This is a genomic window from Rhizobium sp. CFBP 13726, assembly GCF_014841925.1.
GTDB lineage: Bacteria > Pseudomonadota > Alphaproteobacteria > Rhizobiales > Rhizobiaceae > Neorhizobium > Neorhizobium soli.
The window spans coordinates 534,319-554,313 of the sequence record NZ_JACYUU010000002.1; the positions used below are offsets into that span (position 1 = coordinate 534,319).

General features: G+C 61.6%; 24 protein-coding genes. 17 read left to right on the plus strand and 7 right to left on the minus strand.

What is annotated here, in order from left to right; translation table 11 throughout:
• Positions 1–118 precede the first annotated feature (118 nt).
• The 3 genes from IFT66_RS09610 to IFT66_RS09620 form a co-directional block, all read right to left on the minus strand.
• Positions 119–805 (minus strand): metallophosphoesterase family protein, encoded by a 687-nt coding sequence (locus IFT66_RS09610; RefSeq protein ID WP_062457815.1) that lies wholly within the window; start codon positions 803–805, stop codon positions 119–121.
• 74 nt (positions 806–879) lie between these two features.
• Positions 880–1,683, minus strand: a complete 804-nt coding sequence (locus tag IFT66_RS09615; RefSeq protein WP_062457812.1) for a nucleotidyltransferase family protein — start codon at positions 1,681–1,683, stop codon at positions 880–882.
• Between the two features lie 162 nt (positions 1,684–1,845).
• Positions 1,846–2,082 carry a hypothetical protein gene (locus IFT66_RS09620; protein WP_162238003.1) on the minus strand — a complete coding sequence of 79 codons (237 nt, stop codon included), beginning with the start codon at positions 2,080–2,082 and terminating at the stop codon, positions 1,846–1,848.
• A 134-nt stretch (positions 2,083–2,216) separates the two neighbouring features.
• Here IFT66_RS09620 and IFT66_RS09625 point away from each other — a divergent pair, with 134 nt between their 5' ends.
• Positions 2,217–2,399 carry a DUF3008 family protein gene (locus IFT66_RS09625; protein ID WP_062582591.1) on the plus strand — a complete coding sequence of 61 codons (183 nt, stop codon included), beginning with the start codon at positions 2,217–2,219 and terminating at the stop codon, positions 2,397–2,399.
• Between the two features lie 81 nt (positions 2,400–2,480).
• A complete protein-coding gene (locus tag IFT66_RS09630) occupies positions 2,481–3,842 on the plus strand; it encodes an amidase (RefSeq protein ID WP_192077946.1) in 1,362 nt (453 codons plus the stop codon).
• 24 nt (positions 3,843–3,866) lie between these two features.
• Here the strand turns inward: IFT66_RS09630 and IFT66_RS09635 are convergent, their stop codons facing one another.
• On the minus strand, positions 3,867–4,880 hold the full coding sequence (locus IFT66_RS09635) for a zinc-binding alcohol dehydrogenase family protein (protein WP_192077472.1): 1,014 nt from the start codon (positions 4,878–4,880) through the stop codon (positions 3,867–3,869).
• A gap of 106 nt (positions 4,881–4,986) precedes the next feature.
• Between IFT66_RS09635 and IFT66_RS09640 the strand changes: the two genes are divergently transcribed.
• The 8 genes from IFT66_RS09640 (at position 4,987) to IFT66_RS09675 (ending at position 10,445) form a co-directional block, all read left to right on the plus strand.
• Positions 4,987–5,376, plus strand: a complete 390-nt coding sequence (locus tag IFT66_RS09640; protein ID WP_062455119.1) for a winged helix-turn-helix transcriptional regulator — start codon at positions 4,987–4,989, stop codon at positions 5,374–5,376.
• A 113-nt stretch (positions 5,377–5,489) separates the two neighbouring features.
• Positions 5,490–6,197: a hypothetical protein gene (locus tag IFT66_RS09645; protein WP_062455117.1), complete on the plus strand. Its 708-nt coding sequence runs from the start codon at positions 5,490–5,492 to the stop codon at positions 6,195–6,197.
• Positions 6,198–6,329: 132 nt separating this feature from the next.
• Positions 6,330–7,091: a glycosyltransferase family 2 protein gene (locus tag IFT66_RS09650; protein ID WP_192077473.1), complete on the plus strand. Its 762-nt coding sequence runs from the start codon at positions 6,330–6,332 to the stop codon at positions 7,089–7,091.
• Complete coding sequence (locus IFT66_RS09655; protein WP_192077474.1) at positions 7,088–7,744, plus strand: hypothetical protein; 657 nt, start codon at positions 7,088–7,090, stop codon at positions 7,742–7,744. The genes IFT66_RS09650 and IFT66_RS09655 overlap by 4 nt, the downstream gene beginning before the upstream one ends.
• A gap of 25 nt (positions 7,745–7,769) precedes the next feature.
• The gene (locus tag IFT66_RS09660; RefSeq protein ID WP_174196299.1) at positions 7,770–8,429 is read left to right on the plus strand and encodes an HAD family hydrolase; all 660 of its coding nucleotides are present in this window, start codon (positions 7,770–7,772) and stop codon (positions 8,427–8,429) included.
• Positions 8,426–9,133 carry a glycosyltransferase family 2 protein gene (locus IFT66_RS09665; protein WP_192077475.1) on the plus strand — a complete coding sequence of 236 codons (708 nt, stop codon included), beginning with the start codon at positions 8,426–8,428 and terminating at the stop codon, positions 9,131–9,133. The genes IFT66_RS09660 and IFT66_RS09665 overlap by 4 nt, the downstream gene beginning before the upstream one ends.
• Before the next feature lie 9 nt (positions 9,134–9,142).
• Positions 9,143–9,472 carry a cupin domain-containing protein gene (locus IFT66_RS09670; RefSeq protein ID WP_062455109.1) on the plus strand — a complete coding sequence of 110 codons (330 nt, stop codon included), beginning with the start codon at positions 9,143–9,145 and terminating at the stop codon, positions 9,470–9,472.
• Between the two features lie 205 nt (positions 9,473–9,677).
• Positions 9,678–10,445 carry a 2-keto-4-pentenoate hydratase gene (locus IFT66_RS09675; protein ID WP_192077476.1) on the plus strand — a complete coding sequence of 256 codons (768 nt, stop codon included), beginning with the start codon at positions 9,678–9,680 and terminating at the stop codon, positions 10,443–10,445.
• 57 nt (positions 10,446–10,502) lie between these two features.
• On the opposite strand, the gene IFT66_RS09680 is transcribed toward IFT66_RS09675, so the two are convergent.
• From IFT66_RS09680 to IFT66_RS09690, 3 genes are all read right to left on the minus strand, one after another.
• On the minus strand, positions 10,503–11,129 hold the full coding sequence (locus tag IFT66_RS09680) for a nuclear transport factor 2 family protein (protein ID WP_199864799.1): 627 nt from the start codon (positions 11,127–11,129) through the stop codon (positions 10,503–10,505).
• A gap of 111 nt (positions 11,130–11,240) precedes the next feature.
• Entirely contained in the window at positions 11,241–12,068 is an 828-nt protein-coding gene (locus IFT66_RS09685; RefSeq protein WP_192077477.1) for a bifunctional 5,10-methylenetetrahydrofolate dehydrogenase/5,10-methenyltetrahydrofolate cyclohydrolase, read from the minus strand.
• Between the two features lie 9 nt (positions 12,069–12,077).
• Positions 12,078–12,842 (minus strand): IclR family transcriptional regulator domain-containing protein, encoded by a 765-nt coding sequence (locus tag IFT66_RS09690; protein ID WP_192077478.1) that lies wholly within the window; start codon positions 12,840–12,842, stop codon positions 12,078–12,080.
• A 129-nt stretch (positions 12,843–12,971) separates the two neighbouring features.
• On the opposite strand from IFT66_RS09690, the gene IFT66_RS09695 reads away from it, so the two are divergent.
• Genes IFT66_RS09695 through IFT66_RS09725 form a run of 7 tightly spaced genes read left to right on the plus strand, consistent with a single transcriptional unit; the run spans position 12,972 to position 19,995 of the window.
• Complete coding sequence (locus tag IFT66_RS09695) at positions 12,972–13,772, plus strand: creatininase family protein (RefSeq protein WP_192077479.1); 801 nt, start codon at positions 12,972–12,974, stop codon at positions 13,770–13,772.
• Positions 13,769–15,064, plus strand: a complete 1,296-nt coding sequence (locus IFT66_RS09700; RefSeq protein WP_192077480.1) for a cytosine deaminase — start codon at positions 13,769–13,771, stop codon at positions 15,062–15,064. The genes IFT66_RS09695 and IFT66_RS09700 overlap by 4 nt, the downstream gene beginning before the upstream one ends.
• On the plus strand, positions 15,061–16,452 hold the full coding sequence (locus IFT66_RS09705; RefSeq protein WP_192077481.1) for an FAD-binding protein: 1,392 nt from the start codon (positions 15,061–15,063) through the stop codon (positions 16,450–16,452). The genes IFT66_RS09700 and IFT66_RS09705 overlap by 4 nt, the downstream gene beginning before the upstream one ends.
• 16 nt (positions 16,453–16,468) lie before the next feature.
• On the plus strand, positions 16,469–17,050 hold the full coding sequence (locus tag IFT66_RS09710; RefSeq protein ID WP_192077482.1) for an NAD(P)H-dependent oxidoreductase: 582 nt from the start codon (positions 16,469–16,471) through the stop codon (positions 17,048–17,050).
• A 34-nt stretch (positions 17,051–17,084) separates the two neighbouring features.
• Positions 17,085–17,885 (plus strand): ABC transporter ATP-binding protein, encoded by an 801-nt coding sequence (locus tag IFT66_RS09715; RefSeq protein WP_192077483.1) that lies wholly within the window; start codon positions 17,085–17,087, stop codon positions 17,883–17,885.
• A 5-nt stretch (positions 17,886–17,890) separates the two neighbouring features.
• Positions 17,891–18,775, plus strand: a complete 885-nt coding sequence (locus IFT66_RS09720; RefSeq protein ID WP_192077484.1) for an ABC transporter permease — start codon at positions 17,891–17,893, stop codon at positions 18,773–18,775.
• 47 nt (positions 18,776–18,822) lie between these two features.
• Positions 18,823–19,995: a hypothetical protein gene (locus IFT66_RS09725; protein WP_199864800.1), complete on the plus strand. Its 1,173-nt coding sequence runs from the start codon at positions 18,823–18,825 to the stop codon at positions 19,993–19,995.

Below are 19,995 nucleotides of genomic sequence, written 5' to 3' on the forward strand. Positions count from 1 at the left end.
CATCAGGTTGAGAGCGACCGGCAAACGAGTGAAAGGCGTGACAGTTCCATCATGGAACAGGCAAACCTTTCACGATCAGTGATTTTCGCAGGCTGATGTTTTTCAGCCTGGAAAGCGCTCAGAGATCGAGCAGCGCATAAGGCCGACCTGTCGGCTTTTCGATATGCGAAGCAACGTTATAGACCGGCGCGCCGCCCGGCGTCCTGCCTTCGTAGCGGCCGCGGTGGGCATGGCCGTGGACAACGGCCTTGACCGGGAAGCGGTCGATCGTTTCGGCCAGACGCGACGAGCCCAGGAAGGGGAAGATTTCCTCCGGTTCGCCTTCCACCGTCTCGCGGATCGGAGCGTAGTGGAGCACGACCATGGCGCGTTCGGAGCGAACCTGACGCAGCGCGTTTTCGAGCCGCATCGTTTCCTCGACGCTTTCGGCCACCATCGCCTTGATCGCCGGCTCGCCGAAGGAACCCAGCATGTGACGCCCGAAGCCACCGGCAAAACCCTTGGCTCCGGCGAAACCGACGCCGTTGATTTCGACTGCCTGACCTTCGAGAAGGTGAACGCCGGCGTCCTTCAGGATGTGGGTGACTTCCTCGACGCAGCCACATTCATAATCGTGGTTGCCGAGTACGGCGACCATCGGGATCGAGCATGAGCGCAGATCGGCGGCAAGCAGTTCGGCTTCCTTGACCTTGCCGAGGTCTGTCAGGTCCCCGGTCAGGACCAGAATGTCCGCCTCCTGCGAGATCTCGGCAAACAGGTCCTTGTAGGATTCCGAGCCGTGTTCCTTGACGTGGAGATCGCCCATGGCGGCAATGCGCTGCAGGCCCTCAGGCTTCTTGCGATCGCTTTTCTGTTTTTCGGCAGCCTTGTCAGACTTGCTCATACCGGGCCTCCTTCCAAAGTTTTTTCATCGACGCCCGCGCGCAGTTCTCCTTCGCCACCGACGTCGGCAAAACCCCATTCCTTGACGTCGATCTCGAAATCGATGCGGCTGAACATGCGGCCACGGCAGACCTTCATCTGCGGCAGGGGCAGTTCGCGCTGCGCCTTTAGGCGGTCGAGAAGCTCGTCGAGCAGCCAATCAGGAACCTTGTCGCGCTCGGTCGGGTAGATCCAGCGGAAGTTGAGAAGGTGGATCAGCAGCACTTCCCAATGCACTTCCATATGGTTGAGCAGCCGCTCCCAGTCGATCTGGTCATGGGCGCGCAGGATCGTGTGGACGATGTCGCCGCCGTCGTAGCGGTGACGAAGCTGGACGAAGCATTTCGACCAGATCAGCTCCGTCGGGGCGATAATACGGACCTTGTGGCCGTTCATCTCGATCTGTCTGGCATTCTCGAACCAGCTGTCGCTGATCGGCATCGTGCCGTTGGAGGCTGCAAAGATCACATCGAAGAAGTGCTTGCCCTTCTTGACCTTGCCCAGCCAGCGGTCGTCCTCGACTTCGATCTCGTATCCCTTCTGCTTGAAATGCGAGAGGATCCGGGCGTAGTCGCCGGCCTTGCAGAAGATATCGAGATCCTTGGTCTGACGGGTAATGCCGGTATAGGCGCTGAGCGCGAACGTGCCGGCCAGAAGGAACGGGATGTGGCAATCGACCAGATCCTCCAGCGCCACGGCAACGAAGGCCTCCGCATCGGCATCGGCCAGAAACGGTGCCGCCTTGACCTCGAGATCGGGCATTGCCTGGAGCGGATGGGGCGGCGTTTCCCGCGCCGCCGTCGGTGCGGGGGCGAGCCCATGGCGCTTTTCTACATCGGCATTCATCGGTTTTCTCCGAATGTCAGTGGGTAGCGGGAACAGCGCGTTTTCCCGCTGTTTCCCGCCTGAGCGTCAGGCTCAGCCTCACGGCTTTTCCTGGTTGTCCGCATTGGCCATCGGGCTTGGGCGTCCGTCCGGCTGGTCACCGTCTTCGCGCTGGTCGATGTCTTCAAGATCGGTCTTGACCATGAAACGGTCGATTTCGCCGCGACGCGCGGCTTCGCGCACGGCTGCCGGGTTGGTCGTTTCCATCTGCTCGCTCAATTCGTCACGAACCGGTTCGCGCGCCTTGTCGTCTTCGTGCTTTTCGTTTTCCATCATGGTCTCCTTTGACGTCGTCAGGCCAGCAATGTGGCGAGCCGGTGGGGAAACCGCCGAGACGCTGCAGAGGTTCCGTGCTGTCGGGAACCGGGACACGGTTTGCCAAGTTTTAAGCGGAAACGAAGGAGGACGACATGCCGGCAAAATCAAGTGCGCAGCAAAAGGCAGCAGGCGCCGCGCTTTCCGCAAAGCGCGGCGAGACCAAGAAATCGGAACTGAAGGGCGCGTCGAAAAGCATGGAGAAGTCGATGAGCGAAAAGCAGCTCGACGAACTGGCCTCCACGAAACGCAAGGGAAAGCCGGAACACGCTTCCTGAAGCTGGAGCGGCAATGTCTTCTCCTTTTGCACGAATCCGTTACACCTCTGATCCCAGGTGAACGGATAAAGGATGAGCACTGTGACCAAGTCTTTCGGATCAATGTCGATTGCCGAGCTTTCGACGCTTTTGCAGCTTGGCAAGGTCGATGCGGTTGAAGTGACCGAATCGGTCCTGTCGGCGATTGAATCCTATTCCGACAAGGCCGTGTTCGTGACGCTTCTGCGGGACCGTGCGCTTTCCGAAGCCCAAGCTGCGTCAAAGCGCCTGCGCGAAAATCGCTCGCTCGGCATTCTCGATGGTATCCCGATCGCCTGGAAGGACTTATTCGACATCGAAGGCCTTTCGACCACGGCAGGCTCGAGCGTGATGGCCAAAGATCCGGCGGCGACCAAGGATGCAGCGGTCGTCGATCTCCTGAAACAGGCCGGCATGGTCGCGATCGGCCGCACCAACATGAGCGAATTCGCATTTTCGGGCATCGGCATCAATCCGACCTACGGCACGCCGGAAAATCCGCGCTCGACAGACATGCCCCGCGTGCCGGGCGGATCGTCGTCAGGTGCTGGCGTGGCCGTGGCCGCTGGCCTCGTGCCGGTTGCCATGGGGACCGACACGGGCGGCTCGGTCCGCATCCCGGCTGCCTTCAACGGCGTCGTCGGCTACAAGGCGACCCGTGGCCGATATGCCATGGACGGCGTCTTCCCGCTGGCGAGAAGCCTCGATTCGCTGGGACCGCTTTGCAATACCGTACAGGACGCCGTGTGGATCGACGCGGCAATGCGGGGTCTCGGAACGCCGCTGACGCCGCGAAAGCCCACGCAGACGCTCGATATCGTCATCCCCACCAATGGCGTATTCGACGGCGCCGAGCCGGGTGTGGTCGAGGCGTTCGAGGCAGCGATCGAGAGGCTGGCAGCAGGCGGTGCCCGCATCACCCGCCTCGCCTTCCCGTCCTTCGACGAGCTGCCGCAACTGATGGCGAAATACGGACCGATGGTGACGGCGGAAGCCTTTGCGCTCCATCGAGAACGACTGGCGGGTGCGGATGCTGGCGGAATGGACCCGCGCGTCGTTGCCCGCACCAGGCTTGGCGAAAAGACCACGACCGCCGACTATCTCGCAATCATCGATGCTCGCGCCCGGATGACGGCAGAGACCGAGGCACTGATCGCCGGTCGCCTCGTCGCCTTCCCCTCCGTCGCCCATGTGGCACCAGCCATTGCGCCATTGAAGACCGACGACGAGGCGTTTTTCGCGGTCAACGGCAGGACGCTGCGCAATACCGGCTACGGCAATTTCCTCGACTGGTGCGGCGTGTCGATCCCCTGCGGAACCGGCGAAGCCGGCATGCCGGTCGGATTCCTCCTGTCGACGGTTGCTCACGACGACGAGATGCTTCTCACTGCTGCCATGGGCCTGGAAGAGGTGATCCGGGGCTGACCCCGGATCATTGTTTCGCAGGCCTCAGAACCCTTCGAGCACGATCTTGCCGCGGGCTTTGCCGCTTTCCAGCGTGGCATGCGCCTTCTTCAGGTTTTCCGCATTGATCGGGCTCATCACATCGGTGACGGTGGTGCGGATCCGGCCGGCATCGATCAGTGCGGCGACTTCGTTCAGAAGCTCTCCCTGCTCGTCCATGTCGGCCGTTTCATAGATCGACCGGGTGAACATCAGCTCCCAATGCACAGAAAGAGCCTTGCGCTTGAAACCGGTGATGTCGAAGGTTTCCGGATCGTCGATCAGCCCGAACCGACCCTGCGGCGCGATCAGTTCGATGATCTCCTTCGTATGACGTGGCGTTTCGGTCGTCGAGAAGACGAAACCGGGCGCGCCGATCCCGAGCGCCTTCACCTGTTCGGCGATCGGCCTGGAATGATCGATGACGTGATGGGCGCCCAGTTCCTTGACCCAGGCCTGGGTCTCCGGCCGTGACGCCGTGGCAATCACGGTGAGGTCGGTCAGAGCCCGGACAAGCTGGATGGCGATCGATCCGACACCGCCGGCACCACCGATGATGACGATCGCATTGGCTGCACCCGGAACCGGCTTTTCGATATCGAGCCGGTCGAACAGCATTTCCCAGGCGGTAATCGCCGTCAGCGGCAGGGCGGCCGCCTGCGCATTCGAGATCGACTTCGGCTTGTGGCCGACGATCCGCTCATCGACCAGATGAAACTCGCTGTTGGCGCCCTGCCGGATCAGCGAACCCGAGTAGAACACTTCGTCGCCCGGCTTGAAGGCGGACACGTCATCGCCGACTTCGACCACCTCGCCCGCCACATCCCAGCCCAGCACCTTCCACTGGCCGTCTTCAGCCGAGACGTTCTTGCGGATCTTGTAATCGACCGGATTGACCGAAATCGCTTTCACCGCAACGAGAATATCCCGCCCCGTCGCCTTTGGCCGGTCCAGTTCGACATTTTCAAGCGCGTCGTCCCGATCAAGCGATCCGGCAGTTCTGTAGGCTATGGCTTTCATGGCGTTCTCCTTTGCTTGCAGAATTGATGTAGGCTTCATATGGCGCTATGATCATCCAAAGCCAATACGCACAAAAACAGCCTATAGTGTCAAAAAGGATACCGTGATGGCCAAGGCCCACCATACCAGGTTCGACTGCAGCCCCGGCTGCTCGGTGGAAGCGGCGATCGGCCTGATCGACGGCAAGTGGAAGTCCGTCATCCTGTTTCATCTGTTGGACGGCACGCTGCGCTTCAACGAAATCCGCCGCCAGATTCCCGCCGTGACCCAGCGCATGCTGACCAACCAGCTACGCGAGCTGGAGGCGGACGGGTTGATCACTCGCAAGGTCTATGCGCAGGTGCCGCCCAAGGTGGAATACAGCCTCTCGCCGCTCGGCCTCACCATCAAACCGATCCTGACCGCGTTAAAGGCCTGGGGCGACGAGAATATCGGGCTCTACGGCAAGCCGAAACAGACCGCGACCGATGTGCAGGCGGCGTCGATTCCGGCCTGAAAGAGGGCCTGACCTGCTCCGCACCAGCTACGGGGACTATCGCAGAGAGACAGGATCGGCGGGGGCAAGACGTTGATCAGCGACTGCGATAATCGTTTCCATAGGGGGCAACGTTGAGACTTTCCGTACTGATCCGGGGCAACAATTACATCGAGAAGGACCGTTTCGGCCTGCCGATGGATGCGCGCAAGAACATCGACTCGATCATCGAGAACATTGTCGCGCCGGTGCGTGAAAGCAATCCCGATGCGAAAATTTACCTCGCCACCTATGACAGCCCGGCCCTGGCCGAGCTTCAGGATAAGCTTGGACCGTGCGAGCTGATCAAGCTGGATGCGCAGGGCAGCTCGCAGATCGAGACCTACAAGGAAGGCCTCAAGCACGTGTTCGCCCAAGACGAATACGATGCGCTCGCCGTGATCCGCTTCGACCTGCAGTTCAGGAAGAAGATCACGGACTGGAATGTCGATATCAGCCGCGACAGCATCTACTTTCCTTTCAAGGAATACAAATCCTACTGGCGTGACCACTGGCGCGTCGGCGACGCCGTGCATGTGATCGGCAAGAGCGCGATTTCACATTTCTACAATGCCATGATCATGAACCAGCTTTCGGGTCGCGCTCACCTGCATCTGATGTACTATTTCCTGCGCACCATGCACGCAAATCTGCGCTTCATCGAAGACGGCTACTTCGATTCCAACACGCTGTTTGCCAATCCGGAATGCGACAACCCGCTCTACAAGATCTTCAACCGGCCGCGACTGACCACGCCGTCGCCGTCGATGGGCATGCAGCTCGGCGAAATCCAGGCCGAATAGGCGTTTCGACCTTGCCCGCGGTCGGGCGCGGACGCTGGAAATTGACCTGTTTGACAGCTTGGCACCAGCTTCAAGCCTTAAGGTTTCAGGCACTAGATCAACTGCAAACTTTTATTTTGGATACCGCCGCAGATGCTCAATATCGTCGTGCCGATGGCAGGTCATGGAAGCCGCTTTGCAAAAGCCGGCTACACGCTTCCAAAACCACTTCTGCCCGTGCATGACGTCGCGATGATCCGCCTCGTGATCGAGAACCTAAAGCCTTATGTCGAGCATCACTTCATCTTCATCTGCCAGGCATCGCATGTGAGGGACTACGGTCTCGACGCGCATCTGCGCCAGTGGGCGCCGGGTTGCGATATCTATCTGGTCGAAACCGTCACCGAGGGCGCCGCCTGCACCGTACTTCTGGCGCGCGACGCCATCGACAACGGCAACCCGATGATGATCGCCAACTGCGATCAGTATGTCGATGTCGACATCAACGCCTACCTTGCCGCCGCAGACGGTCTCGATGGCCTGATCATGACCATGTCGGACGACGATCCGAAGTGGAGCTTTGTCTCCTTCGGCGACAACGGCTTTATCGACAACGTCGTCGAAAAACAGGTGATCTCCAACCATGCCACAGTCGGCATCTACAATTTCGGCAAGGGATCGGATTTCGTCGCCCATGCCGACCGGATGATCGAGCGCGACTTCCGCGTCAACGGTGAGTTCTACGTGGCTCCCGTCTACAATTTCATGATCGAGGACGGCATGAAGATCGGCGCCTACTCGATCGGCTCCGTCGACAAGGGCATGCACGGCCTCGGCGTTCCCGAAGATCTTGAGAGCTTCCGCAATCTGCCGCTGTCTCTGAGAGTGACTCAGTCCATCAAGGAACCGGCATGATCCAGATCCTCAGTCATCGGGGATACTGGAAATTCCCCGAAGAAAAGAACACGGTCGAGGCCTTCGTCCGGTCGTTCTCGCTCGGCTACGGCACCGAGACCGATGTGCGCGACTGCCTCGTTGGCGGCAAGCCGCGGCTGGTCATCTCGCACGACATTCCGAACGGTACCGAAATCTCCTTCGCTTATCTTCTGAGCCTCGCCAGACAGCACGGGTCTCCGACGCTTGCACTTAATATCAAGGCCGACGGGCTGCATGATATGCTGGCCGAAGTGCTGACCGCCGAAGGCTACGACAACTATTTCTTGTTCGACAGCTCGGTTCCGGACCTGATCCAGGGCGTGAAGCGCGGCATGACCTCGTTTACCCGACTGAGCGAATACGAGCGCGTCCCTTCGCTTTACAGCGAACCCGGCATCACCGGCGTCTGGCTGGACAACTTTCTGCCCGGCCGCTGGTACGAAGCGCCGCTGGTCGAAAAACTGCTGGATGACGGCAAGCTGGTCGCGCTGGTCGCGCCCGACCTGCATCGCCGGCAAGACGAATACGAACCTTTCCTGCACTGGCTGGTCTCGTCCGGCCTGCGCGATCGCGAAGGGCTGATGATCTGCACCGATTTTCCCGAGAAAGCCAAGGAACTGCTGCGCGTATAGCGCAAGGTCTGGCGCACGAGGTTTGATGACGATGATTAAGGCTGTAATTTTCGACATGGATGGCGTGCTGATCGATGCCCGCGAGTGGCATTACGAAGCGCTGAACCGAGCGCTGGAACTGTTCGGCTTCACCATTCCGCTGCACGAGCACCTGACCACGTTCGATGGCCTGCCGACCCGCACCAAGCTGCAGATGCTGACTGCCACCCGCGGCCTTCCGGAATCCCTGCACGGCTTTGTCAACGAGATGAAGCAGCGCTATACGACCGAGCTGATCCACACCAAGTGCAAGCCGGTGTTTCGCCAGCAATACGCGCTCGCGCGGCTGCGCGGCGAAGGCTACCGTCTCGGCGTGGCCTCGAACTCCATCCGCAGCACCGTCAACCTGATGATGGCGAAGGCCGGCCTCGAGGACTACCTGGAGTTCCAGCTCAGCAACGAAGACGTGAGCGTCGGCAAACCCAGCCCGGAAATCTACCTGAAGGCCATCGGCATCCTCGGCCTTTCGCCCGAGGAATGCCTGATCGTCGAGGACAACGACCACGGGATCCGGGCAGCACGTGCCTCCGGTGCCCATGTCATGGTCGTCAACGACGTCTCCGAGGTGAACTACCAGTCGATCTGCAAGTCGATCGACAAGCTGCAGGCATCGTTCGAGCTTCCGGCATTGCAGGTGGTCGCATGAACATCCTGATCCTGATGGCGGGCGAGCCCCGCATCCTTTCCGCAGACAGCTTCCCGACCCCGCTGGTCGAGGTGGACGGCATGCCGCTGGTGCAGCGCCTGCTCGAACAATGCGCGCGCATCACCGGCCACCGGGTGATCATCGCGATGCAGGAAAAGGAACTGCGCCGCTACCATCTCGACGACGTCGTCCGCCTGATCGATCCGACCGCCGAGATCGTTGCCGTCAAGGACAAGACCCAGGGTGCGGCCTGCACCGCACTGCTTGCCGCCGGCAGCATCGACAATGACACCCCGCTTCTGATCCTCAACGGCGACGAATTCCTGACCGTTCCGATGGAAACCATCATCGCCGATTTCAGCCGGCGCCAGCTCGATGGCGGCACCGTCACCTTCCGGTCGGTCCACCCGCGCTATTCGTTCGTCCGGCTCGACGAGCGCCAGATGGTGGTCGAGGCGGCCGAAAAGCACCCGATCAGCGACAATGCGACGGCGGGCTTTTACTACTTCCGCAAAGGGTCCGATTTCGTCAAGGCAGCCAAGGCCGCGATCCGCAAGGATGCCCGGCACAACGACATGTTCTATGTCTGTCCGGTCTATAACGAGCTCGTTCTCAAGGACAAGAAGATCGGCGTCTACCCGATCGACGCGAAGGACTATCATCCGATCAAATCGGACCGCCAGCTGAGCGAACTGTCGATCTGAGAGGGCAAGATGAGCGAAACCTCCTATAATCTCGACGACATGATCGGCGGCTGGTTCGTCGGCGATTTCGATCCGAGCGTTGTCAAGACCGACGCGTTCGAAGTGGGCGTCAAGAGCTACAAGGCGGGCGATCGCGATGCCCGGCACTACCACAAGATCGCCCGGGAAATCACGCTCGTCGTCTCCGGCCGTGTCCGCATGCTGGACAGGGAATGGGGCGAAGGCAGCCTGATCGTCATCGAGCCCGGCACGGTCAACGCGTTCGAAGCGCTGACGGACGCGACGCTGACGGTGGTGAAGATACCGAGCGCGAAGAACGACAAGTATCTCGTCGACTGACGTAGAACCCCCACCTCTCAGCAAACGAAATCAGTGGGTTAAGGCAACCTATTGAACGGATCCTTGCGCGCCGGGCCGGGATACTGCTTGCAAAGCCTTGACGGACGGCTCTGCGTTCGCGACGATCTCCATCCCGCTAAACCACAGCGAAACGCTGGCACGAGCCCTCAAAGCTCAGCCGCAAATCATTCGATCGGAGACATTCATGGCCGAACTCTCAACCCAGGCGTTCAATCCCGAGACGCTGGCCGAGAGCCTGATCACGCTGCGCAAGGAAGGCCGCAAGGCGCCGTCCGCAAGCTTTGCCCTGCCTCAGGATCTGAGCGCCGGCATGGCGGCACAGAACGCCGTGGCACAGAGGATCGGCGCCAGCGCGAAGATGATCAAGGTCGCGATGTCGACGGACAAGCAGCCGGTGATCGCGCCGCTGTTCCCTTACGTGGAGACGACCAGCGAAGCGAAGCTTCCCTATTCCCCCGGCACACGGTTTGAAGTCGAGATCGCCGTCAAGCTCGGCGCGGATCTGCCGGTAAGATCCGAAGCCTATACAAGGGCGGAAGTGCTGGACGCGGTGGCGGATGCCTATCTCGGTTCGGAACTGCTTGTCACCGCAGTCGAGGAAGGCGGCAGCGTTTCCTTCCCGCTCTACCTCGCCGACCGCATCGGCAATGGCGGCTTTGCGCTCGGCCCGAAGGTCCCGAAGACGCTGATCGACACGGTTGGCGGGCTTGTCCTCAAGGTCACCCACGACAGCAGCCCGGTCTATGACGGACCAGTGGCCCATCCGGTCGGAGACGTGCTCGCCTGGCTGGTTGCCTATGCCAATGACGCCGCACGCCCGGCCACATCCCTCACTTCGGGCATGGCGGTGACGACAGGTGCGCTTTCGGGCGCAATGCCGCTGCCCGGCGCCGGACGCGTCGTGGTGGAACTCGAAGGCGGTTATCAAATGAGCGTCCTGCTCTCGGCCTAACCGGAAATCTGCAGCACGCGACCCCAAAGCTCGCGTGCTGCCTTCATGACTTGAGGATCACGGGCAGGTGTTGACCGGTGCTGCCTTGACGATCGGGAAGCAGCCTTTCCACTGTTCGGTGCGCGCCGGCCATGGCGTCAGCGTCTTCGGGCTTTCCTTGAGCTGAAGTACGCCGAGGGCCTGCAGATCCTTCACCCGGCCGTCGAGATATTCCTTGATCACCGAAATCTTGCCGTCCTTGACATGCGCGATCCAGACATCATTGACGACCTGACGGCTGCCGCGCTGGAACGTGCGGAACTGCAGCTCGACCGCGATGCGGCCGGTCGTCGTATCGATGAAGAACGCGTCCTCCGGAAGGTAGATGCTCGTATCCTTGGCCGCCTTGCAGAACGTGTCGAGGTCGGCGAGCATCTTGTCACGGCCGGTGATGCTGCTGGTCGGATAGGAGAAGGCCACGTCCTCGGTGACCGCGTTCGTCATAAGGTCGCGGTTGCAGGATGCCCAGGCGGATGCGAGGTCGAAGACCAGGTTCTCCATGGCGGCACGCGCGGGATCGGTGGACGGCGTTCCCGCAAAAGTGACGCCGGGACGGATATCCGCAGCCTGTGCTGTCCCAACGGAGGCGACGACGAGAGCGGCGGAAAGCGTTTTGAGCACGAAGCTGCGCAGATGGAAGGTCATTGTGAGTTCCCCGTTGTTGTTCGTTTATCGAACTTGTGTTCGGATATAAGTAGAAAAGCGCAAATTCTGGTGCAGCGCAATATACTCGTGACGACATCAGCCTGATTTCCGTCAGGACACTCCGAGTGCCGCATCCGCGACATTCCGTATCAGGCAGGCCGTGGTGACCGGTCCGATACCATCGGGCACATGCGTCACCGTTACGTTGCGACCGGCAACCGAGTCGAGATCGACATCGCCGATGAGCCCGACCGGGCCGCGATTGATCGAGACATCAAGCACGATCGCGCCATCTTGCAAATGCTCGGAACCGATCAACCCGGCAACACCCGCCGCGGTGACGACGATATCGGCGCGGCGCGTATGAGCCGCCAGATCCCGTGTCGCCGCATGCGCAATCGTGACGGTCGCCTCCGCGTCGAGCAGCAGGTTGCCGAGCGGTCGACCGACGATCCGCGATGCCGTAACCAGCACGATCTCGCGTCCCCTGAGCGAACCGGCCAGCGCCTGCGCCATCAGAAGACACGCCTTCGCCGTCGCCGGCGGGCGGGTCATGGCACCGAGCGCCAGATCACCGGCGTTGAGGGGGTGCAACCCGTCCACGTCCTTGTCCGGCCCAATCAGAAGCGCAGCCGTGCGCGCATCCATGCCCGCCGGCAACGGATAGAGCGTCGCGACTGCGTCGATCTCGGCCAGCGCTGCCAGTTCTTCCAGTCGCGCCGTGAGGCTCTCGACGTCCGACGGATAGGCTTCGAGCTGCAGATCTATGCCGACCTCCTGCGCGCTGACCTGCTGACGACGGGCATAAGCGGCCATGCCGGGATTGCTGTCATCGAGCAGCACGACGCAGCGAACCGTCCGACCACTTGCCGAAATGCGCCGCCGTGTTTCGGCATTGATCCCGGCTGCAATTTCGAACCCGGTGACGATCTCAAGCATGTGACTTCCCTAGAGTGTGGAGCCGATCTGCCCGGCGCAGACCTTGAGCCGTGAAGCCATTTCGGAAAGCGCCGCCTCGTCATACTGTCCATGCTCGAAGATGATCGACACGGCACCGACGACCTCGCCGATGCCGGGGTGAAACACGGGGGCCGCCAGCGATGCGACGCCGCTCACATATTCGCTATCGGTCAGCGCATAGCCGCGCTCGCGGATCTGTTTCAGCGCGTCCTCCAGGCGATCCCGGTGGGTCTCGGTCTGGTCGGTATGGGCAGAGTAGGCGGCACTGTCGAGGATCGCATCCAGCCGGACGGTATCGAGGAATGCGAGGATCGCCCGCCCCGAAGCTGTCGGCAGCAACGGCACCCGCGTGCCTGTCGTGACCCGGTTGAGCGTGAATTTCGACGGTAGGAAAGCATGGGCGACATAAACGGCATCCGTCTCGTCCAGCATCGCATAAGACACGGACTCGCCGACCTCCTGCGCCGCATTGCGCAGCACCGGCTGGATGATCTGCGGAATGCCCCGGCCCTCGATAAAACCCTGGCTCAGCCGCAGCACATGGGGGGTCAGCTCATAGCGGCCGCGATCGCAGGCGAGATAGCCAAGCTGCTCCAGCGTCCGCACCAGCCGCCGTGCAACGGCGCGGTTGAGCTGGACCTTGTCGGCAATCTCGCTGATCGTGATGGCGCGATCCTTCGCATCGAAGGCAAGCAGGACGGCCAGCCCCTTGGCGAAGGTCAGCGAGACTTCCTTGTCGTTTTCATCCAGCACCGGCGCTCCTTCCAGACCCGAGGTTGAACTCGTTTGCCTATCTTTTCCGCACCGCAACATTTTTCACCTTGACGAACCGGCGACATAAGTTACGATTTAGCGAACAATTGCTCGATAAGCGAACAAACCATGCCGTTTCAGTTTTGGCAAGACCTCAAGACCACCGATTTCGCAGCCATCGACAAAGGTCGCGCTGTCGCGGTCCTGCCTGTCGGCGCGACGGAGCAACACGGCCCGCACCTGCCGCTGGCCACTGACAGCATCCTTGCCGAACGCATGGCGATCGAGGCAGCGCGGCTCGTCGAGGATGCAGCCGTCTACATCCTTCCGACCATCGCTTACGCCAAATCCGACGAGCACCTGTCCTTTCCCGGCACGCTGACACTCGATGCCACGACGCTTCTGGCAACCCTCACCCAGATCGGTCACGGCGTTGCCCGCGCCGGCTTTCGCAAGCTGGTGTTTCTGAATGCCCATGGCGGCAACGTTCCGGTTCTGCAGATCGCGGCGCGAAGCCTGCGGCTGGAAACGGAGCTGTTCGTGGTATCGGCAGGATGGATCTCGATGGGCTTTCCGCCGGGCCTCGTCTCGCCGCTCGAACAGCGCGACGGCATCCATGGCGGACTGGTCGAAACCGCGGCCATGCTGCATTTCCGGCCCGATCTGGTCGACCTGAACGAAGCCCGCAGTTTCGTGCCGGCCTCGGCAGCCGTCGCCGAGAACAACGACGTCCTTCGCCTGCTCGGCCCGATCAGCGTCGGCTGGGTCGCGGAGGATCTGCACCCGGCAGGAGTCGCCGGCGATGCCGCATCCGCAACGCCTGAGATCGGCGCCGCCATCGTTGCCCATGCGGCAACCCGTTACGCCAAGCTTCTGGACGAGGTCGCGGCGCATCCGGGCATGGCAGCCATCGGGACACAACCACTATGAGCGCCGTTATGCTGCCCTTCGGCGAAGCCCTACTTACCATCCGCAATCTTCGCGCACCCGCGCCGCTGGTCGATGGCCTTCCCCACCACGCAGCAGACAGCAGAAGCGGCCTCGTCACCTTCGACGTCACGATCCGCGACGGTCGTTTTCATGCGCCAAGCTCAAGCGAGCGCGAGTGGGATGCGCAGGGACGCCTCGCTTTGCCCGGCTTCATCGACATGCACGTCCATCTCGACAAGGCTTTCACTTCAGAGCGAACCGGGTTTTCCGACAACGGCCTTGCCGGAGCTGTCGAACTGGCGATGGCCGACGCGCCCAACCGGACCGTCGAGGATATCGCGGAGCGCATGGACCGCGCGCTCAACAAGGCCGAACAGCATGGCACGGTCGCGCTGCGCACCCATCTCGATACGTTCGAGGAACCCGAAAACAGCCCTGCCTGGATCGCCTTCAGTGAAATCCAGTCCGCCTGGAAGCACCGGCTGACCCTGCAGGCCGTCGCCCTGATGGCATTGTTTCGGGTGGAGCAGGACGATTTCGATCGACGCTGCGCGCAAATCGCGAAGCGCGACGGCGTGCTCGGCGCCTTTATCGGACCGGGCAGCGCCACGCCGGAGCGGATCGACAGGCTGTTTCTGGCAGCCGCAAGACACGGGCTCGACCTCGATCTTCACGTGGACGAAACGACGGACGCATCCGCTGACGGCCTTTCGCTCGTCGTCGAAACGGCCCTGCGGCACAAGTTTGCCGGACGCATCGTCGCCGGACATTGTTGCGCGCTTGCCCAAAAGCACGAACCCGAAGCGCAGGCCCTGATCGCCGGCATTGCCGAAGCCGGCATCCATGTCGTGGCGCTGCCGCTCACCAACGGCTTCCTGCAGGACCGCAAAACCGGCCGCACGCCGCGTCTGCGCGGCCTTGCGCCGGTCACCGAACTGCGCGCCGCCGGCGTCAACGTCGCCTTCGCGTCGGACAACGTGCAGGACGCATTCTACCCCTACGGCGATTTCGACATGCTGGATGTGATGCGCCAGGCGCAGTTCCTGGGCCAGCTCGAAGGCGATCCCGCCGGCTGGGCCCCCGCCTGCAATGCAGGACCGGCGGCCGCCATGGGTCTCGACGGCGCCGGCATGATCCGCGCCGGCGGACCGGCGGATGCTATCCTCTTCGAGGCAACCAGCTGGACCGACCTTTTCTCCCGAACGAACACCGCCCGCACGGTTTTGCGCAACGGCAAAGCCTTGGGTGCTGCCACTGCCGAGGCAGTCGGGATCGAACGGAGGCGCGCGTGAGTGCAGATCTCGAAGCCTGCCGGACAGCGCTCGCCCGGTTCGATATCGACGACAATCCGCGCACGGTTCAGCAGAAAAGCCGGGACTTCTACTGGTATAGCCCAATCCTGAAGGATCTCCTGAAAGACGTCTGCGGCGATCTGGTTGTTGCGCCCCGCAGCGAGGCCGAGGTGATCGAGATCCTTTCGATCTGCCACCGCTGCAACGTGCCCGTCACCGTCAGGGGTGCCGGAACCGGCAATTACGGCCAGTCCATGCCGCTGCAGGGCGGCGTCGTTCTGCATATGAAACACATGAACGAGGTCGTTCGCATCGGTGAAGATCATCTCGTTGCCCAAGCCGGCGCCGTCATGGCGGATCTCGAACAGGCGGCGCGCGAAAATGGCCATGAAATCCGCCTGTTTCCCTCCACCACGGCAACCGCGACGCTCGGCGGTTTCATCGCCGGCGGATCGAGCGGCGTCGGCGCCATCCGCTGGGGCGGCCTGCGCAACCCCGCCAATATCCGCCGCCTGCGTCTCGTGACGATGGAGGCAGAGCCTCGTGTCCTCGACCTTGTCGGCGACGACATTGCCAAGGCGGCACACGCCTACGGCGTCAACGGCGTCATCATCGAGATCGAGATCCCGGTCGACCCGGCCGGAGACTGGGTCGACGTGCTGATCGGCGCACCCGATTTTGCCTCCGCGAACCGTCTTGCCTTTCGTCTCGGTGAAGATGACGCGATCACGCTGCGCATGCTTTCGACCTTCGAAAGCGCCATCCCCGATCGCTATTTTACCCGGCATGCACCGTTCCTGAAATCCGGCGAAGCCCTGGTTGCGGTCATGGTTGCAAGACAGGATCTCGATAGGCTGGTGACCGCAGTCGAGGAAGACGCCGGCGCCGCCATCCGCTTCCGCGCCGACCGCGATGGTGCCGGCATGCGCCTGCCTCCGGCCTATGAGCTGGCCTGGAACCACACGACGCTTCGGGCAATCAAGATCGATCCGTCGATCACCTACCTGCAGATGATGCTGCCGCAGGACGATCTCTACGGCGCGATCGACCGCATCGCTGAAACCTTCGGCGATGAGCTGATCCTGCATTTCGAATTCACACGGTTTTCCGGCAAGGTCGCCGCCGTCGCCATGCCGCTGCTGCGCTATGAAGGCACTGAGCGGCTCGAAGAGGTGGTCGAGATCCTCGAAACACGGCTGGGCGTCACGGTGTTCAACCCGCATCGGGTGACACTCGAGGAAGGCGGCATGAAACGCACCGATCCGGCCCAGCTCGAATTCAAGCGCCAGACGGATCCCAAGGGCCTGCTCAACCCCGGCAAGATGATCGCCTGGACGCATCCTGACTGGGTCCCCGCTCCCGGCCGCATCTTCCTTTTCAACCGATAACGAGAATTATGGACCGATGAAGGTACATGTCATTTACGCCCACCCGCTGAAGGAAAGCCTCGCCTCGCGCCTGCACGCTACGGTCGTTGCGAGCCTCCTTGAGGCCGGGCATACGGTGGACGACCTGGATCTTTACGCGGAAGGGTTCGATCCGGTTTTGTCGGCGGAGGATCGGCGCGACTATCATGACCTTTCCATCAATCGCAGCCGCGTCGCGCCCTATGTCGACCGGCTGATGTCCTGCGATGCACTGGTTCTTTGCCATCCAGTGTGGAATTTCGGCTGGCCGGCGATCCTCAAGGGCTATTTCGACCGGGTGTTTCTGCCCGACGTGTCGTTCAAGCTGCAGGACGGACAGCTTTCGCCGGGCCTTACCAATATCCGCAAGCTCGCGACCGTCACCACCTACGGCTCGAAACGCTGGCGTGCGATGGTTCTCGGCGATCCGCCACGCCGCAACGCCACCCGCTTCCTGCGCGTCGTCTGCAATCCGCGGGTCAAGGTGAAATATCACGCGCTCTACGATATCAACAACGTCACCAATGAGCGCACGGAGGCCTTCATCGAGCAGGTCCGCATGTCCATGCTGCGGTTTTGAGAGACGGGTCTGAGATGAGAAAAGGGGATTTGTCATGACGGGATCGCCGACAGTCGCCGCCACCGATATTGGTGCACGTCTCCATCCGCCCCTGCCCGGCGGCAATGCCGTCGTGTTCGAAAAGGTCTCGATGACGTTCCCGGATGGAACGAAAGCGCTCTCCGATGTCGACCTTGCCATCGGACATGGCGAGTTCGTGTCGATCGTCGGCCCGTCCGGCTGCGGAAAATCGACGCTGCTGCGGATCGCGAGCGGCCTGTCGAGCCACAGTTCCGGCGATGTCTGGGTCGATCGGCAGCAGCTCGGCTATACGTTCCAGGATGCGACCCTGCTGCCATGGCGGCGAGTGCAGGGTAATGTCGAACTGCTGATGGAGCTGCGCGGTTACCCGGCCGCGAAGCGCCGCGAAATCGCCAAGGAAAAGATCGAGCTCGTCGGCCTTTCCGGCTTCGAGGCCCATTTTCCGCGAAGGCTTTCCGGCGGCATGCGGATGCGCGCCTCGCTGGCGCGGTCCTTGGCGCTCAATCCCAATGTCTTCATGTTCGACGAACCGTTCGGCGCGCTCGACGAGATCACCCGCGAACGGCTGAACGACGAGGTGATCGACCTTCATTGCCGCGAAGGTTTCACCGGCATCTTCGTCACCCACTCCATTCCCGAGGCCGTCTACATGTCGAGCAAGGTCGTGGTGATGTCGCGCCGGCCCGGCCGCATCATCGATACGCTCGACATCGGCTTTCCCTTCCCGCGCCAGCCCGAGCTGCGTTACGAGCCGGAATTCTCGAAACTGTGCGGAGCGGTATCGCGTGCCCTTCGCCATGCCATAGAGGCCTGAGCGCCATGTCGGATCCCATTGTCGCCTCTTACAAATCCCCGCCGCTGAAGGCACAGGTCGAACGCTACAGCCCCGTCCCGCTTGCACCGGCGCCAAGCGTCGGTCGCCGCCTCGTCTTGAGCTTCGCACCACCTCTCCTCCTCGGCATCCTGATCGTTGCCGCCTACGCGCTGATCCGGGCGGACCTTCCGGCCCATCGCCAGTTTCTGATGCCGAGTGCGGAAGGCCTGTGGAACCAGGCATTCGGCATTGCGAGCTTCCGCACCGAGCTGCTCGTGCGGGCGCTGACCACGATCTCGATCGCCCTTGCGGGACTTGCCGTCTCGATCCCCGTCGGCATCATGCTCGGCATCGTCATGTTCCGCGTCTATGCGCTGGAAAAGGCAGTTTTCCCCTACCTCGTGGCGCTGCAGTCGATCCCGATCATGGCGATCATTCCGCTGATCCAGAGCGCGCTCGGCTTCGGCTTTCTGCCCAAGGTGCTGATCGTCGCGCTGTTCACCTTCTTCGCTATCCCGACAACGCTGCTGCTCGGCCTCAAAAGCGTCGACCGCAATATTCTCGAATTGTTCAAGCTGCAGAATGCCTCCTGGTGGGTGATGCTGCGCAAGGCCGCGCTGCCGTCTGCGGCACCGACGCTGTTTGCGGGCCTGCGGATTTCCGGAAGCCTCGCCGTCATCGCCGCGATCGTTTCGGAACTGTTCTTCCTGTCCGGCAAGGGAGGTCTCGGTCAGCTGCTGATGAACGCCAAGATCGATTTCAAATACGAGCAGATGTATGCCGCGCTGATCGTCGCCTCTGCCCTGTCGATCACCGTCTACCTGACCTTCAACTGGCTCGGGAACCGGCTGTTTGCGCATTGGCACGAATCGAGCGACAGGCAACGCTGACACCGCCGCTGAACTGACCTAGAAAAAAAGCAATCAGGGGAAAAAAAATGACAAATAAACTGACTGCCACACTGACCACCGCAGTGGCGATCACCACGTTCGCAACGGCTTTGTCTACAGCAAACAGTGCGACTGCCGGCGAGTTCGCCAAGGGCCGCTACACGACGCCGCTTGCCGATGTCTGCCCCAGCCCGTTCATCATCCAGAAAGACTGGCTGGCCCAGGCCGAGCAAGGTCCGCTCTATCAGCTGATCGGCTCGGGCGGAGAGATGACGTCGGGCCAGTATACCGGGCCCCTCGGCGCGACCGGCATCGAGCTGACCATCCTCGAAGGGGGCGGCGGGCTTGGCATGGGCGACGGCGAGACCGCCTACTCAGCGCTCTACATGGGCAATTCCAAGGCAGGCGTCACGCCGCATCTCGGCTATCAGGAACTGGACAACGCCTTCATCTTCTCTAAGCGCTTCCCCGTGGTCGGCGTCATGGCACCGCTCGACATCGCCCCGACGGTTCTCCTGTGGGACAAGGCCACCTACCCTGACGGCTTCAAGTCGATCGCCGATCTCAAGACCTTTGCGGAAAGCGGCAAGGGCAAGATCTACGTCTCGACCATCAAGCGCACCTTCGGCCTCTACCTCGTCGAGCAGGGCGTCCCCGCGGATGTGTTCGTCGAGGGCTATCGCGGCGACGGCGAGAATTTCGTCACCAACAACGGCACATGGCTGAACCAGGGTTTTGTCACCAGCGAAGTCTACAAGTTCGAGCACGGCAACAACTGGGGCAAGCCGATCGGCTACCTCAACATGAACGACCTCGGCTATCGCAACTACACCGGCATGCTCTCCGTCGCGACGGCTAGAATGGAAGAGCTTGCACCGTGCCTCGCAAAGCTCGTCCCGCTTCTGCAGCAAGCAACTGCCGACTATGCCAGGGATCCGGCCGAGGCAAACAAGGTGATCGTCGACTTCAACGCTGCCGGTCACGCTGCCAGCTGGTGGAAGACCGCGCCGGAGCTGATGGCCTATGCCGCAAAGACGATGGTCGACACCGGCATTATCGGCAACGGCCCCAACGCGACGATCGGCGATTTCGACATGGACCGTGTCGCCGAGATGCTCAAACTGGTGAAGCCCCGTTTCGACGAGCGCGCCGATCCGGATGTGAAGCCGGATCAGGTCGTCACCAACCGCTTCATCGATCCCTCGATCGGTCTGAAATGA